The following is a 13,222-nucleotide window of genomic DNA, read 5'->3' on the forward strand; positions in this document are numbered from 1 at the left end:
CCTCAGCCGACGAACGCCCAGAACAGGAAGCCGGCGTAGGCCAGCGCTGTGAGCGAGGTCACGCTCAGCGCCACCACGAGCTCCCGCGGGTCGCGGTAGGTCCATACGATGAGGACCGCGGCGAGAGCGGGGAGCAGCCCCAGCAGCGACAGCCAGGCGATCGGATAGAACACCGCGAGCACGGCGGCGATCACGAACGGCGCGAGGATCAGCAGCGTGAAGAGCACCTGCGTCGCACGCTTGCCGATGAGCACCGTGAGCGTGCGCTTGCCGGCGAGACGGTCCTGATCGAGATCCCGGAGGTTGTTGGCCAGCAGCACCGCACACGCCAGGAAGCCCGCGGCGACGGCTCCGAACCATGCCTCGTCGGGGAGCGCGCCGACCTGCACGAACGTCGTGCCGAGCGTCGCGACGAGTCCGAAGAAGACGAAGACGGCGACCTCGCCGAGGCCGTAGTAGCCGTACGGCCGCTTGCCGCCCGTGTAGAACCAGGCGCCGACGATGCAGACGGCACCGACCGCCAGCATCCACCAGTGCCCCGTGCGCACGACGATCGCGATCCCCGCCGCTGCGGCGATCCCGAAGAAGACGAGCGCGACCGTGAGCACCGCCCGCGGCGACGCCTTGCGGGAGGCCGTGAGTCGCGCGGGACCCACCCGGTGATCGTCGGTGCCGCGGATGCCGTCGCTGTAGTCGTTGGCGAAGTTCACGCCGATCTGCAGCGCCAGCGCGACCAGCAGGCACGCGAGGGCGAGAAGCCAGTGGAAGCGATTGTCGATGATGCGCGCGGCGCCCGTTCCGATCACGACAGGCGCGATCGCCAGCGGCAGGGTGCGCAGCCGCGCCGCCGCGATCCAGTCGCCGGCGGTGGCCCGAGCGACCTGGCGGGGGTCGCCCGAGACGCGGACCTTCTGCGGGTTGCCGCCGGGACGGGCCGCGCTCTTGCTGCCGGACTTCTTCTTGCGGGTGTTCTTACGGGTGCTGGCTGCCACGAACCCTCATCTTAGGGTGCGGCTCTTAGGGTGCTGCCTCGGAGGGTGCGGCCCGACGTGCGGCCTCGGCGAGCGCGCGGCGGTCGGGCTTGCCGCTGGGCAGGAGCGGGAGCTCCCGCAACGACAGGATGCCGCGGGGGCGCGCGGGCGCTCCGACCGCGTCGCCGACGGTCGCGCGCACCTCCGCGAGAACGGTGGCCGAGCCACGCCCGGCGAGCGCACGATCGGGAAGGACGACGACGGATGCCTCGCCCCACCGCTCATCGGGCACCGCGACGACCACTGCCGCGTCGAGTCCCGGCATCCCGCGCACGACGCGCTCCACACGATCGAGCGACACGTTGATGCCGCCGGAGACGATGACGTTGTCCCGCCGGCCCGTGACGCGGAGCACGCCGTCGTCGAACCAGCCGGCATCCCCTGTCGCGTACCAGCGACGACCGTCGCCGTCGCGCGGGAACGCCCGGGCCGTGAGCTCCGGATCGCCCTCGTAACCGTCGGCCAGCATCGGACCGGACAGGTGGATCTCGCCGTCGACGATCCGCACCGCGACATCGCGCAGCGGCACCCCGTCGTACACGCAGCCGCCGCTCGTCTCGCTCGATCCGTACGTGCGCACGACCCGCACCCCCGCCGCGGCGGCGCGCTCGGCGAGCGCGGGAGCGAGCGCCTGACCCCCGACGAGCACGGCGGCGAAGCGTCCGAGGCCCGTGCGGGTGCCGGCATCCTCCGCGTCCAGCAGCGTCTGCAGCTGCGCCGGCACGAGCGAGGTGTACGCGGGCACCGCGACCCCGCCCTCGCTCGACGCCATCGCCCCCGCAGCCGCCGCGAACGCCTGCGGCGTGAACGCCCCGGAGAGGATCGCCGGCTCACGCCCGCTCACGAGCGCGCGCACAAGCACCTGCACCCCCGCGATGTAGCCGGGCGGTAGTGCGAGCAGCCACGCGCCGGAACCGATCCGCTCGGCCGTCGCGAGGGCCGACGACGTGAGAGCCGACCGGCTCAGCACGACCGACTTGGGATGGCCCGTCGAGCCCGACGTCGTCACGACGACCGCCGTCCCGGGGGGAACCTCGCGGTCGGGGTCACCCGGCGGCGGCGGGGAGACGCCCGCGCCGCCGGGCCGGTCGCCGAGCGCGATCGCCGGACCCGCACCGAGCACGGCTCCCCGCAGCCCGCGCAGCACGGCGCGCGCGTCGGTACCGTCGACGGACTCGAGCCTCACGGCATCCCCCTCAGGTGAGAAGACAAATCGGTAGTGCCGCGTTCATCAGGAGTGCCGCGCTCACTAGAAGTGGTACGGGAACGCCGACCAGTCGGGGTCGCGCTTCTCGAGGAACGCGTCGCGCCCCTCGACGGCCTCGTCGGTCCCGTACGCGAGGCGCGTGGCCTCACCGGCGAACACCTGCTGTCCCACGAGCCCGTCGTCGACGGCGTTGAACGCGAACTTGAGCATGCGAATGGCGGTGGGCGACTTGGTCAGGATCGTCCGCGCCATCGCGATCGCCTCCCGCTCGAGGTCGGCGTGCGGCACGACCCGGTTCACGGCGCCCATCTCGTACGCGCGCTGCGCCGAATACTCCTCGGCGAGGAAGAACACCTCGCGGGCCACCTTCTGCCCCACCTGCCGCGCCATGTACGCCGACCCGTAGCCCGCGTCGAACGACCCGACATCGGCGTCGGTCTGCTTGAAGCGGCCGTGCTCGGCCGACGCCACCGACAGGTCGCACACGACGTGCAGCGAATGACCGCCGCCGGCCGCCCATCCCGGGATCACCGCGATGACGACCTTCGGCATGAATCGGATGAGGCGCTGCACCTCGAGGATGTGCAGCCGCCCCGCCCGGGCCGGATCGGTCACGGCATCCGTCTCGCTGTACTTGTAGCCGTCGCGACCGCGGATGCGCTGGTCGCCCCCGGAGCAGAACGCCCATCCGCCGTCCTTCGGGCTGGGGCCGTTGCCCGTGAGCAGCACCACACCGATCCGCGGGTCCTGCCGGGCGATGTCGAGCGCGCGATACAACTCGTCGACGGTGTGCGGACGGAACGCGTTGCGCACCTCCGGCCGGTCGAACGCGATACGGGCGATCCGTCCGTCGGTCGACACGTGCGCCGTGATGTCGGTGTACGCCTCGCTCCCCGGCGCGGCCGACCACTGCGCCGGATCGAACAGCTCGGACACCCGCGAAGGCTCGGACTCGACCATGCGCCCAGCCTACGCGGAGCGTCATGCGGCGACACCGCCCCCGCACCACCCCCTAGCCTGGATCGGTGACCGTAAAGACCCGCCTCTTCGCCCTCGCCTCGGCCGCCGCCCTCGTGGCATCCCTCGCCGCCTGCACCGCTACCGACAGCCCCGACACGACGCCCTCGCCCACCACGGCATCCGTCGTCGCCGAAGGCGCCTGCGCCGACGACACCGGGGTCACGTTGTCGGTGGACTCGTCGGCCCTCGAAGGCGGATCGACGCAGGAATGGTGCCGCAGCACCGACGGTCCCCTCGCGGTCACCGACCTGCTCGAGGATGCCGGCGTCACCCTGCAGGGCAGCACCGAGTTCCCCGACTTCATCTGCCGCGTCAACGGGCTCCCGTCCGACGATGCGCCCCTCGGGTCGACCGAAGACCCGGACTACGTCGAGACGTGCGAGACGTCGTCCCCCTCGTTCGGCTACTGGGCGCTCTGGGTGAAGCCTGCCGACGGCGACTGGGGCTACGCGCAGGAAGGCGCCGAGACGCTCACCGCCCAGCCCGGCGAGAGCATCGGCCTCCTCTTCACCCTCGACGGCGCCCCGGCCGCACCCACGTCGTGACTCTCCGACCCGGACCGCTGCGTGCGGCCGCGGCGCTCGCCGTCGGCTTCATCGTCGTCCGGGTCGTCTACCGCGTGCTCTTCCACGGGGTCGACGGCGACGGCATCCTCCTGCTGGATCTCCCCGCATACCGGATGCCGCCCCCGCTCGCCCATGTCGAGCTGCTCGGGCCCGTGACTACCGGCGGCCTCGCATCGGCCGCCCTGTCGGCCGTGCCGATCGCGGCGGTGATCCTCGCGTTCGGGCTGCTCAACGCTCTCGTCGACCTGCCGCGACTGCTCGCCCGCGGGGCACGATCCGGCCCTTTCCACGGGCTCGCGCGCGCCCTCGCCGTCGCGTGGGCGACGCTGCCGGCCCTGGTCGACGGTGTGCGCGCGGTGCGCTTCGCGCAGCGGTTGCGCGGCGACCGAGGAGGGCTGCGCGTGCTGTCGCCCGTACTGGAGCGGACCATCGAGCGAGCGACGGCCCTCGCCGCCGCCCTCGAACTGCGCGGTTACGCGGGGCGCGGGCTCGACGGCGAGTGCGCGCACCCCGTGGTCGTGCGGGATGCCGCCGCCGGCTTCGCCGACCGCACCGTCCTCACGATGCCCGAGCTCACCCTGTCCCCCGGCGAACTCGTCGCCCTCGCGGGGGCGACGGGCGCCGGGAAGTCGACGCTGCTGCGCACCCTCAGCGGACTGCACACGCACGTCGACGGCGGCTGGACGAGCGGGACGATCGATGTGGTGGGGCTCGATCGACGGGCGACTCCGCCGCGCGACACCTCGCGCACGGTCGGCGTCGTGCTCCAGCAGCCGAGGGAGTCGTTCGCCGCCGCCCGCGTCGACGAGGAGATCGGCCTCAGCCTCGAGCTGCGGGGCGTGGCGCCCGTTCTGCGCGCGGCGCGGGTGCGCGAGGTCGCCGAGCGGGTCGGCATCACCGACCTCCTCGACCGTCGCGTGCGCGACCTCTCCGCAGGGGAGGCGACCCTCGTGGCCATCGCGGCGGCGATCGTGGAGCATCCGATCCTGCTCCTCGTGGACGAGCCGCTCGCCGACCTCGATCACGCGACGAGGGCACGCATCGTCGCGCTCCTGGGAGCTCTCGCGCACGATGCGGGCATGTGCGTCGTCGTCGCCGAGCACCGGATCGACGCCCTGGCGGACGTCGCCGACCGTCTCCTGGCCGCGGAAGGTGCCGGTGTCTTCGAGAGTGCCGGTGTGGTCGAGAGCGCCGGTGTCGTCGAGAGTGCGAGGGCCGTCGAGAGTGCGGGTGTCGAGACGGCGACCGCGGGCGAGCGGCGACCCGTGGCTCTCCGGAACGCTGACGGAGCAGCCGGCACACCGACGCCCGCCGTCGCGCTCCGGGCGGATGCCGTCACCGTGCGCCACGGCGAGCGGGTCGCGGTCGACGCCGCCGCGATCGCCCTGCGTGCCGGCGAGCGCGTTGCGCTCACGGGATCCAACGGCGCGGGCAAGTCCAGTCTGCTCGTGGCCCTCGCCACCGGCACCGGCGGCGCCCCCGCGCCCGGGCGCCGCGTGTCGCTCGTCCCCGACGCCTCGGACGATCTCTTCGTGCGAGACACGGTCGCGGCCGAGTGCCGGCGGGCGGACCGGCGGGCCTCCGCCGCGCCCGGAACGACCCTCGCGCGCTTCGCCCGCCTCCTCGAGCGGGCCGAACGGTCACCCGGCCAGGCCACCACCGAGCACACGACCGGTCAGGCGACCGAGTGGGCGGCACTCGACGCGTGGGGCGGACGGCATCCGCGCGATCTGTCGGCGGGTGAGCGGCGCTGCCTCGCGATCGCGCTGCAGACGGCCGACCGTCCGGCGGTGCTGCTGGTCGACGAGCCCACGAGAGGCCTCGACCCGCATGCCCGCGACCTCGTGCGGCGCGCGCTGGAGGCGCAGGCCGACGCGGGCACCGCGGTGCTCGTCGCGACCCACGATGCCGCGTTCGCCGCTGCGCTGGCCGATCGCATCCTTCATATGCACAACGGGCTGCTGACCGCCGACACGCAGACCACCACACGCATCCCGGCCCCGTCCGCTGCCGCGCCCTTCGCCACACGCGCCCCGTCCCCCGCCAGCGCCACGCGCGCCCCCGCACCGCTCGCCGCCACGCGCGCCCCCGCACCGCTCGCCGCCACGCGCTCGACCCCTGACGCCCCGACGGCCTCCGGAGCTGCGTCCCACCGACGTGTGTCGTGGCGCACGGTGGCTCTCACGGTCGGTCAGGTGGCCGCGATCGCCGCCTTCGCGTGGCCGCTCGCGGCGGCGGCCGTACCGGCGCAAGCCCAGGATGCCGTTCCCGTCATCGCCCTGTCGCTGGCGCCGTTGGCCATCGTCGTGGTGCTCGCCGCACTCGACGCCTCGGTGCGCTCGGCGCACACGCTGGCTCTCCTGGCCGTGCTCGCCGCGATCGGGGCCGCGGTGCGGATCGCGAGCACGGGCGTCGGCGGCGTCGAGGCGCTCTTCGTCCTCCTGATCCTCGCCGGTCGCGCCCTGGGCCCGCGATTCGGGCTGCTGCTGGGCGCCGCCTCGATCGCGCTGTCGGCGCTCCTGTGGGGCGGGGTCGGCCCGTGGCTCCCGTTCCAGATGTTCGCGTGCGGCTGGGTGGCCGCGGGGGCGGGACTGCTGCCTCGGCGCCTGCGCGGGGCGGCGGAGATCGTCGTGCTGTGCGTCTACGGCATCCTGGCGTCGTATCTGTTCGGCCTCGTCATGAACCTGTGGTTCTGGCCGTTCGCCGTCGGCGGCGACACGAGCATCTCGTACGTGCCCGGCGGCCCGCTCGGCGAGAATCTGGGCAACTTCCTCGTCTACACGCTCGTGACGTCGACGGCCACGTGGGACACGCTGCGCGCCGTGACGACGGTCGTCGGCATCGCGCTCGTGGGGCGCGCCGTGCTCGCGTCATTGCGGCGCGCGAAGCCCGTCGCCACCCCCGCTTCACCGACGCGCGCGAGCCGGGTACCGTTGCCGGCGGAGGCCTCATGCTGATCGTCGGATCGATCGTCATCCGCGTGGACGACCTCGACGCCCAGGTCGCGTTTTGGACGCGGGCCCTCGACTACGCCGTGCGGGAACCCGCCGCACCCGACTTCGCACTGCTGCGGCCTCGAAGCGGCACCGGTCCCTCCGTCTCACTCGACGCCGTGCCCGCGCCGCGGGTCGTCCCGCCACGGGTCCACCTCGACCTGTACGCCGACGACCAGGCCGCCGAGGTCGAGCGGCTCATCGACCTCGGTGCGCGGGTGGTGCCGTGGGACAAACGGCCCGACGACGCGGACTACATCATCATGGAAGACCCCGAGGGCGTGCGGTTCTGCGTCATCGACGCGGGCGACTGGACGGGCTGGGCCGCCCACCGTCCCGACCACTCCGCGTCACGCCGCGACTGAGGCGGCCCCGTCCGTCGCCGCGGCGTGGGAAGCTGGAGTCGTCATGAAGATCAGGACCTCCTCCGACTGGCGCGACGCGCTCCCGTTCGACACACCGCTGCGCGCCGAGGATGCCGTTCCCGGCGAGCCCACCCGCTGCGCCACCTGCGGGCCCGGCTCGGAACTGCACGAGCGCGAAGACCTGTGGGTCGTGAAGCACCGGCATCCCAACAACCCGGCGGGGTTCGTCCGGTTCTACTGCCTCGAGCACCGCCCTGTCGTCGCGCCCCGGCCCGAGCCCGCTCCGGCCAAAGCCCCCCGCCCGCGCCGCGCGCCGAGCTCGTCGTCGTCGACGCGCGTCGCCGCCCCGACGATCCCCGAGCGGCCGGCGGTGTTCTGTCCCGACTGTTTCGTCGAAGTGCCCGCGACGGGTGTCTGCGGCATGTGCGGCCAGCGCGTGAGCTGACCGTACGCTCGATGTATGGCATCCGCCCCCGCCGCTAGCGGCTACGAGTTCTCCTCCGACCCGGCACGCATCGACCGTGACCGGGTGCACGGCTGGCTGAGCGACGATGCGTATTGGGCGCGCGGACGCACGCGAGAGGTGCAGGATGCCGCGATCGACGCGTCACACAACTTCGGCATCTACGACGAAGACGGAGTGCAGGTCGCCTACGGCCGCGTCGTGACCGACGGCGTCCTGTTCGCGTGGCTCTGCGACGTGTACGTCGCGCCGAGCGTGCGCGGTCGCGGCCTCGGCAGCCGGCTCGTGGCGGGGATCGTCGCGGAGTTGGACGCCCTCGGCATCCGTCGCACCCTCCTCGCGACGGCCGACGCGCAGGAGGTCTACCGGCCCTGGGGTTTCGACGAGCTGTCAGGCGACCTCGCCTGGATGGCGCGCATCGCGTCGACGCCGCAAGGCTAGACGGAGAAGTACTTCGCCTCGGGGTGGTGGAAGACGAACGCGTCGGTCGACTGCTCGGGGTGCAGCTGCAGCTCCTCGCTGAGCTCGACGCCCATCCGCTCGGGACGCAGCAGCTCGACGAACTTCCGGCGGTCCTCCATGTCGGGGCACGCCGGGTAGCCGAGGGAGAACCGCGCGCCGCGGTAGTCGAGCTTGAACAGTCCCGCCGTGTCGGCCGGGTCCTCCGCGGCGAAGCCCAGCTCGGCGCGGATGCGGGCGTGCCAGAACTCGGCGAGCGCCTCGGTCAACTGCATCACGAGGCCGTTGAGCTCGTAGTAGTCCCGGTACCGGTCCTCCGCGAACAGCTTCGCGGTGACCTGGTCGATGCGGGCACCCGCCGTGACCAGCTGCACCGGCAGCACGTCGACGACGCCGGTGTCGCGCGCACGCACGAAGTCGGCCAGGCACAGGTGCCGATCGCGGCGCTGGCGCGGGAACGAGAACCGCAGCCGGTCGGTACCGACGGGACCGCCCGAACCTCCGTCGGGCGCGAGGAGCCCGGCCGGTCCGACGAGCCCGCGCGGATCGTCGCCGTGGTGGAGCACGACGAGGTCGTCGCCCTCCGAGACCACGGGGAAGTAGCCGTAGGCGACCGAGGCGTCGAGCATCCCCTCGCCGAGGATCCGGTCGAGCCAGTACCGCAACCGCGGGCGCCCCTCGGTCTCCACGAGCTGCTCGTAGGACAGTCCGTCGTCGCCGCGGCCCGGCTTGAGCCCCCACTGCCCCATGAAGGTCGCGCGCTCGTCGAGGAACGCGGCGTAGTCGGCGAGGGCGACACCCCGCACGATCCGCGTCCCCCAGAACGGCGGCGCGGGCACGGCGTTGTCGGATGCCACATCCGACCGCGCCGGCATGGCCTCCGGCTCGGTGAGAGTGAGGAGCGAGCCTTCGCGATGGATGCGCTTCTTGAGCGGCGGGAGGCCGACGGCATCCGGGGACTCCCCCCGCGCCACGCGCACGAGCGGCTCCATGAGGGCGAGGCCCTCGAACGCGTCCTTCGCGTAGCGCACCTCGCCGTCGAAGAGGCCCGCGAGGTCGTCCTCGACGTACGCGCGGGTGAGCGCCGCGCCGCCCAGCAGCACAGGCCAGCGCCCCGCGAGGCCCCGGGACTGGAGTTCCTCGAGGTTCTCCTTCATGACGACCGTCGACTTCACGAGGAGGCCCGACATGCCGATGACGTCGGCGTCATGCTCTTCGGCCGCCGCGATGATGTCGGCGATCGGCTGCTTGATGCCGAGATTGACCACGTCGTACCCGTTGTTGGTGAGGATGATGTCGACGAGGTTCTTCCCGATGTCGTGCACATCGCCGCGCACCGTCGCCAGCACGATCCGCCCCTTCCCCGACGCGGACGTCTTCTCCATGTGGGGTTCGAGCAGGGCGACGGCCGTCTTCATGACCTCGGCGGACTGCAGCACGAACGGGAGCTGCATCTGGCCCGAGCCGAAACGCTCCCCGACGACCTTCATCCCCTCCAGGAGGTGGTCGTTGATGATCTGGAGCGGCGTGAGCGCGGGGGTGTCGGGGCTGCCGGCGCGGGCGAGGTCGAGGTCGGCCTCCAGTCCCTTCAGCTCGCCGTCGATGATGCGTCGCTGCAGCCGCTCGCCCACGGGCAGGGCGGCGAGCTCGGCAGCCCGCTGGTCGCGCAGCGCCGCGGTGTCGACGCCGGCGAACATGTCGAGCATGACCGCGAGGGGGTCGTAGACGAGGTTGCCCTCCTCGTCGTACCGACGGCGGTCCCACACGAGGTCGAGTGCCACCTGGCGGCGGTCGTCGGGAATCGAGGCGAGCGGAACGATCTTGGCGGCGTCGATGATCCCCGAGTCCAGGCCCGCCTGCGTCGCCTCGTGGAGGAACACCGAGTTGAGCACGGAGCGAGCCGCCGGGTTCAGGCCGAACGACACGTTGGAGACGCCGAGCGTCGTGTGGATGCCGGGGTACTTCGCGACGAGGCGCCGGATGGCCTCGATCGTCTCGATCGCGTCGCGGCGCGTCTCCTCCTGTCCCGTCGCGATGGGGAACGTGAGGCAGTCCACGATGATGTCCTCGACCCGCATGCCCCACTCGCCCACGAGCGCGTCGACGAGGCGTGAGGCGATCCGGAGCTTGTCGTCCGCCGTCCGCGCCTGACCCTGTTCGTCGATCGTGAGGGCGATGACCGCGGTGCCGTGCTCCTTCACGAGCGGCATGATCCGGCCGAAGCGCGACGAGGAATCGTCGCCGTCCTCGTAGTTGACGGAGTTGACGACGGGACGGCCGCCGATGAGTTCCAGTCCCGCCGCGATCACGGCCGGCTCGGTCGAGTCGATGACCAGCGGCAGGGTGGATGCCGACGCGAAGCGCGACACGACCTCGCGGACGTCGGCGACGCCGTCGCGGCCCACGTAGTCGACGCACACGTCGAGGAGGTGCGCGCCGACGCGGATCTGGTTGCGGGCGATCTCGACGCAGTCGTCCCAGCGCCCCTCGAGCATCGCCCCACGGAAGGCCTTCGACCCGTTCGCGTTGGTGCGCTCGCCGATCGCGAGGTACGACGCGTCCTGCTGGAACGGCACGTGCTGGTACAGGGATGCCACGCCAGGCTCGACCGTGACCGTGCGAAGCGCGTCGGCTCGCGGGGCGCGCTCGTCGGAGGCACCGGTCTCGTGCGGCGGCGCGAGGCGCTCGACGACGGCGGCGAGGTGCTCGGGGGTCGTGCCGCAGCATCCCCCGACGAGTCCGATACCGAACTCCCGCACGAACTGCTCGTGCGCCGTGGCGAGCTCGGCGGGCGTCAGCGGGTAGTGCGCGCCGTCGGACGTGAGCACCGGGAGGCCCGCGTTCGGCATGCACGCGATCGTGACGCGCGAGTGCTTCGACAGGTGCCGCAGGTGCTCGCTCATCTCGGCCGGACCCGTCGCGCAGTTGAGCCCGATCGCATCGACGTCCAGCGGCTCCAGGGCGGTGAGGGCCGCGCCGATCTCGGAGCCCATGAGCATCGTTCCGGTGGTCTCCACCGTGACCTCGACGAAGATCGGCAGGCGGATGCCACGGGCGACGATCGCCTGCTTGCAGCCGTTGACGGCCGCCTTGGTCTGCAGGAGGTCCTGCGAGGTCTCGATGAGGAAGGCGTCGGCTCCCCCGTCGATGAGCCCCTCGGCCTGGAGGGCGAACGTCTCCTTCAGGTGCGCGTAGGTCGTGTGCCCGAGCGAGGGGAGCTTCGTCCCCGGCCCCATCGACCCGAGCACCCAGCGCATCCGTCCGTCGCGGGCCTCCGCGGCCTCGACCCGCTCCCGTGCGATGCGGGCGCCCGCTTCGGCGAGCTCGTGGATGCGGTCGTCGATCGCGTAGTCGGAGAGGTTCGACCAGTTCGCCCCGAAGGTGTTCGTCTCGATCGCGTCGATCCCGACGGCAAGGTAGTCGTCGTGGATGCGCGCGATGAGGTCGGGGCGCGACACGTTGAGGATCTCGTTGCATCCCTCGAGCTGCCGGTAGTCGTCGAGGGTCGGCTCGTACCGCTGGAGCATCGTTCCCATCGCCCCGTCGGCGATGACGACGCGCGCGGCGAGCGCGTCGAGGAGAGCCTGCGACCGAGCGGGCCTGTCCACTGCTCCGATGTCGAGCGGGTGGCGAAGCGGGGTGGTCGAGGTCACCGGCCGATTCTCCCACGCGGGCGCGCGCACCCGGCGCGGGAAGACGCCGGATGTCAGCGGGATCTCAGCGGGATGTCAGCGGGAGCGGCGGGCCTTGAGGTAGCCGTCGATGCTGTCCCAGATCGCGATCGCGGCGATGCCGAATCCCGTGAGGACCAACAGGATGCCGTAGACCTTGTCGGCATCCGGCTCCCGGATCACGGCCTGCCAGAACTCGGGGTTGAGCAGCATCCCCTGGGACAGCAGCCACAGCGCCGGAAGCAGGAACGCGAGGTTCAGCACCACGTTGACCGCCGCGAGCGCCGGCGTCCAGCGGCGTCGTGCGTGGAGGACGACCTGGAAGCCGACCTCGACCGCCATCAGCAGCAGCAGACCCCCGAGCCACCAGGGCGCGAGTGCGGGCGACAGGAACGGCATCCAGCTCCCGTCGAGGTAGACGAGACCGACGACCTGATCCCAGACGACGGCGGCGGCACCGACGACGAGGAACGCGATGCTCACGATCATGTCGGCGAACGTTGTGCCTGCCGCGTGGGGGTGAGGCAGGTCGTCGGGCGACCAGGAACGCCGGGCGGACGCCGTCGTCCGACGCGCGTCGTCGGAGCGCTCGAGAAGGGCGAACACGAGGGTCGTCCAGAAGGCCACGTGGACGACGACCGACACGGCCGTGCCGAGCGTCGTGCCGACGATGCCCCCGACCGTCGCGCCGGCGAGGGTCTGCCCGAGGGCGACGCCGAAAGCCGCGAGCGGCACCACGATCCACAGCAGCAGCTTCAGGAGCCGCAGCCACTCGAGGTAGTACCGCGGGCCGATGAGCTGCAGGGGGCGGTCGGCGAGGCCCGCCGCCAGTGCGTCGGGGTCGCCGAGGGCCGTCAGCACCTCGCGCTCGGCGGCCTCGGGCGCCTCGCCGGCGGCGAGGCGGGCGTCGAGCTGATCGGCGATGGATGCGCCGAGCTCGGCTGCGACGTCGTCGCGCTGGGCCTCGGGGATCGTGCGGACGACCGCCTGGATGTAGCGGTCGCTGAGGCTCGTCGCCTCGGTGCGGGAATCGGTCATGTCAGTCCCCTTCCGGGAGGGCGTCGATCGCGTCGGCGATCGCGCGGAGTTCGTCGGTGAGAGCCCGCGCGAGGAGCGTTCCCTCGGCGGAGGTGCGGTAGAACTTGCGCGGCCTCGCCTCGTCGGTGTTCCACTCGCTCGTGAGGTGGCCCTGCTTCTCCAGTCGTCGCAGGAGCGGGTAGAGCGTGTTGGCGTCCGTATCGAAGCCGCGGGACTGCAGATCTTCGAGGAGGCCGTAGCCGTACCCGGGCTCGGTCAGCAACCGCAGGCAGGCCAGCACCACCGTGCCACGACGCAGCTCCTGCAGGTGGATCGCCTGTCCGTCCGCGCCGTCGTCGCTTCCTGGGTTCATGCATCACACTATAGTGTGCGTCACACAGTATCGTCAATCACACGGCATCACCTGGCG

Annotated in this window: 11 protein-coding genes; 5 read left to right on the forward strand and 6 right to left on the reverse strand. The window is 72.2% G+C overall.

Going from position 1 to position 13,222, the window contains the following annotated elements:
• Positions 1–2: 2 nt before the first annotated feature.
• From P0Y48_08820 to P0Y48_08830, 3 genes are all read right to left on the reverse strand, one after another.
• Positions 3–992, reverse strand: a complete 990-nt coding sequence (locus P0Y48_08820) for a 1,4-dihydroxy-2-naphthoate polyprenyltransferase (protein WEK12576.1) — start codon at positions 990–992, stop codon at positions 3–5.
• A gap of 25 nt (positions 993–1,017) precedes the next feature.
• On the reverse strand, positions 1,018–2,217 hold the full coding sequence (locus P0Y48_08825; GenBank protein ID WEK12577.1) for an AMP-binding protein: 1,200 nt from the start codon (positions 2,215–2,217) through the stop codon (positions 1,018–1,020).
• A gap of 63 nt (positions 2,218–2,280) precedes the next feature.
• The gene (locus tag P0Y48_08830) at positions 2,281–3,198 is read right to left on the reverse strand and encodes a 1,4-dihydroxy-2-naphthoyl-CoA synthase (GenBank protein ID WEK12578.1); all 918 of its coding nucleotides are present in this window, start codon (positions 3,196–3,198) and stop codon (positions 2,281–2,283) included.
• A 65-nt stretch (positions 3,199–3,263) separates the two neighbouring features.
• Here P0Y48_08830 and P0Y48_08835 point away from each other — a divergent pair, with 65 nt between their 5' ends.
• The 5 genes from P0Y48_08835 to P0Y48_08855 are packed head-to-tail and all read left to right on the forward strand — an operon-like array spanning position 3,264 to position 8,086.
• Positions 3,264–3,803, forward strand: coding sequence for a hypothetical protein (locus P0Y48_08835; protein ID WEK12579.1), 540 nt, complete (start codon positions 3,264–3,266; stop codon positions 3,801–3,803).
• Positions 3,800–6,781 (forward strand): ECF transporter S component, encoded by a 2,982-nt coding sequence (locus tag P0Y48_08840; protein ID WEK12580.1) that lies wholly within the window; start codon positions 3,800–3,802, stop codon positions 6,779–6,781. The genes P0Y48_08835 and P0Y48_08840 overlap by 4 nt, the downstream gene beginning before the upstream one ends.
• Complete coding sequence (locus P0Y48_08845; GenBank protein ID WEK12581.1) at positions 6,775–7,182, forward strand: VOC family protein; 408 nt, start codon at positions 6,775–6,777, stop codon at positions 7,180–7,182. The genes P0Y48_08840 and P0Y48_08845 overlap by 7 nt, the downstream gene beginning before the upstream one ends.
• 43 nt (positions 7,183–7,225) lie before the next feature.
• On the forward strand, positions 7,226–7,627 hold the full coding sequence (locus P0Y48_08850; protein ID WEK12582.1) for a glucose-6-phosphate dehydrogenase: 402 nt from the start codon (positions 7,226–7,228) through the stop codon (positions 7,625–7,627).
• 15 nt (positions 7,628–7,642) lie between these two features.
• Positions 7,643–8,086: a GNAT family N-acetyltransferase gene (locus tag P0Y48_08855; protein WEK12583.1), complete on the forward strand. Its 444-nt coding sequence runs from the start codon at positions 7,643–7,645 to the stop codon at positions 8,084–8,086.
• On the opposite strand, the gene metH is transcribed toward P0Y48_08855, so the two are convergent.
• The 3 genes from metH to P0Y48_08870 form a co-directional block, all read right to left on the reverse strand.
• On the reverse strand, positions 8,083–11,757 hold the full coding sequence (gene metH, locus P0Y48_08860; protein ID WEK12584.1) for a methionine synthase: 3,675 nt from the start codon (positions 11,755–11,757) through the stop codon (positions 8,083–8,085). The two genes, P0Y48_08855 and metH, sit on opposite strands and share 4 nt — an antisense overlap.
• Before the next feature lie 75 nt (positions 11,758–11,832).
• A complete protein-coding gene (locus P0Y48_08865) occupies positions 11,833–12,813 on the reverse strand; it encodes a permease prefix domain 1-containing protein (GenBank protein WEK12585.1) in 981 nt (326 codons plus the stop codon).
• Position 12,814: 1 nt separating this feature from the next.
• The gene (locus P0Y48_08870; protein ID WEK12586.1) at positions 12,815–13,165 is read right to left on the reverse strand and encodes a helix-turn-helix transcriptional regulator; all 351 of its coding nucleotides are present in this window, start codon (positions 13,163–13,165) and stop codon (positions 12,815–12,817) included.
• Positions 13,166–13,222: the final 57 nt, after the last annotated feature.

The organism is Candidatus Microbacterium phytovorans (genome assembly GCA_029202445.1).
GTDB classification, from domain to species: Bacteria; Actinomycetota; Actinomycetes; order Actinomycetales; family Microbacteriaceae; genus Microbacterium; species Microbacterium phytovorans.

Excerpts from the sequence above, each read along its gene's own strand:
- P0Y48_08850 (WEK12582.1), top strand. The coding sequence starts at position 7,226 with ATGAAGATCAGGACCTCCTCCGACTGGCGCGACGCGCTCCCGTTCGAC.
- P0Y48_08865 (WEK12585.1), bottom strand. The coding sequence starts at position 12,813 with ATGACCGATTCCCGCACCGAGGCGACGAGCCTCAGCGACCGCTACATC.
- P0Y48_08870 (WEK12586.1), bottom strand. The coding sequence starts at position 13,165 with ATGAACCCAGGAAGCGACGACGGCGCGGACGGACAGGCGATCCACCTG.
- P0Y48_08830 (WEK12578.1), bottom strand. The coding sequence starts at position 3,198 with ATGGTCGAGTCCGAGCCTTCGCGGGTGTCCGAGCTGTTCGATCCGGCG.
- P0Y48_08855 (WEK12583.1), top strand. The coding sequence starts at position 7,643 with ATGGCATCCGCCCCCGCCGCTAGCGGCTACGAGTTCTCCTCCGACCCG.
- P0Y48_08845 (WEK12581.1), top strand. The coding sequence starts at position 6,775 with ATGCTGATCGTCGGATCGATCGTCATCCGCGTGGACGACCTCGACGCC.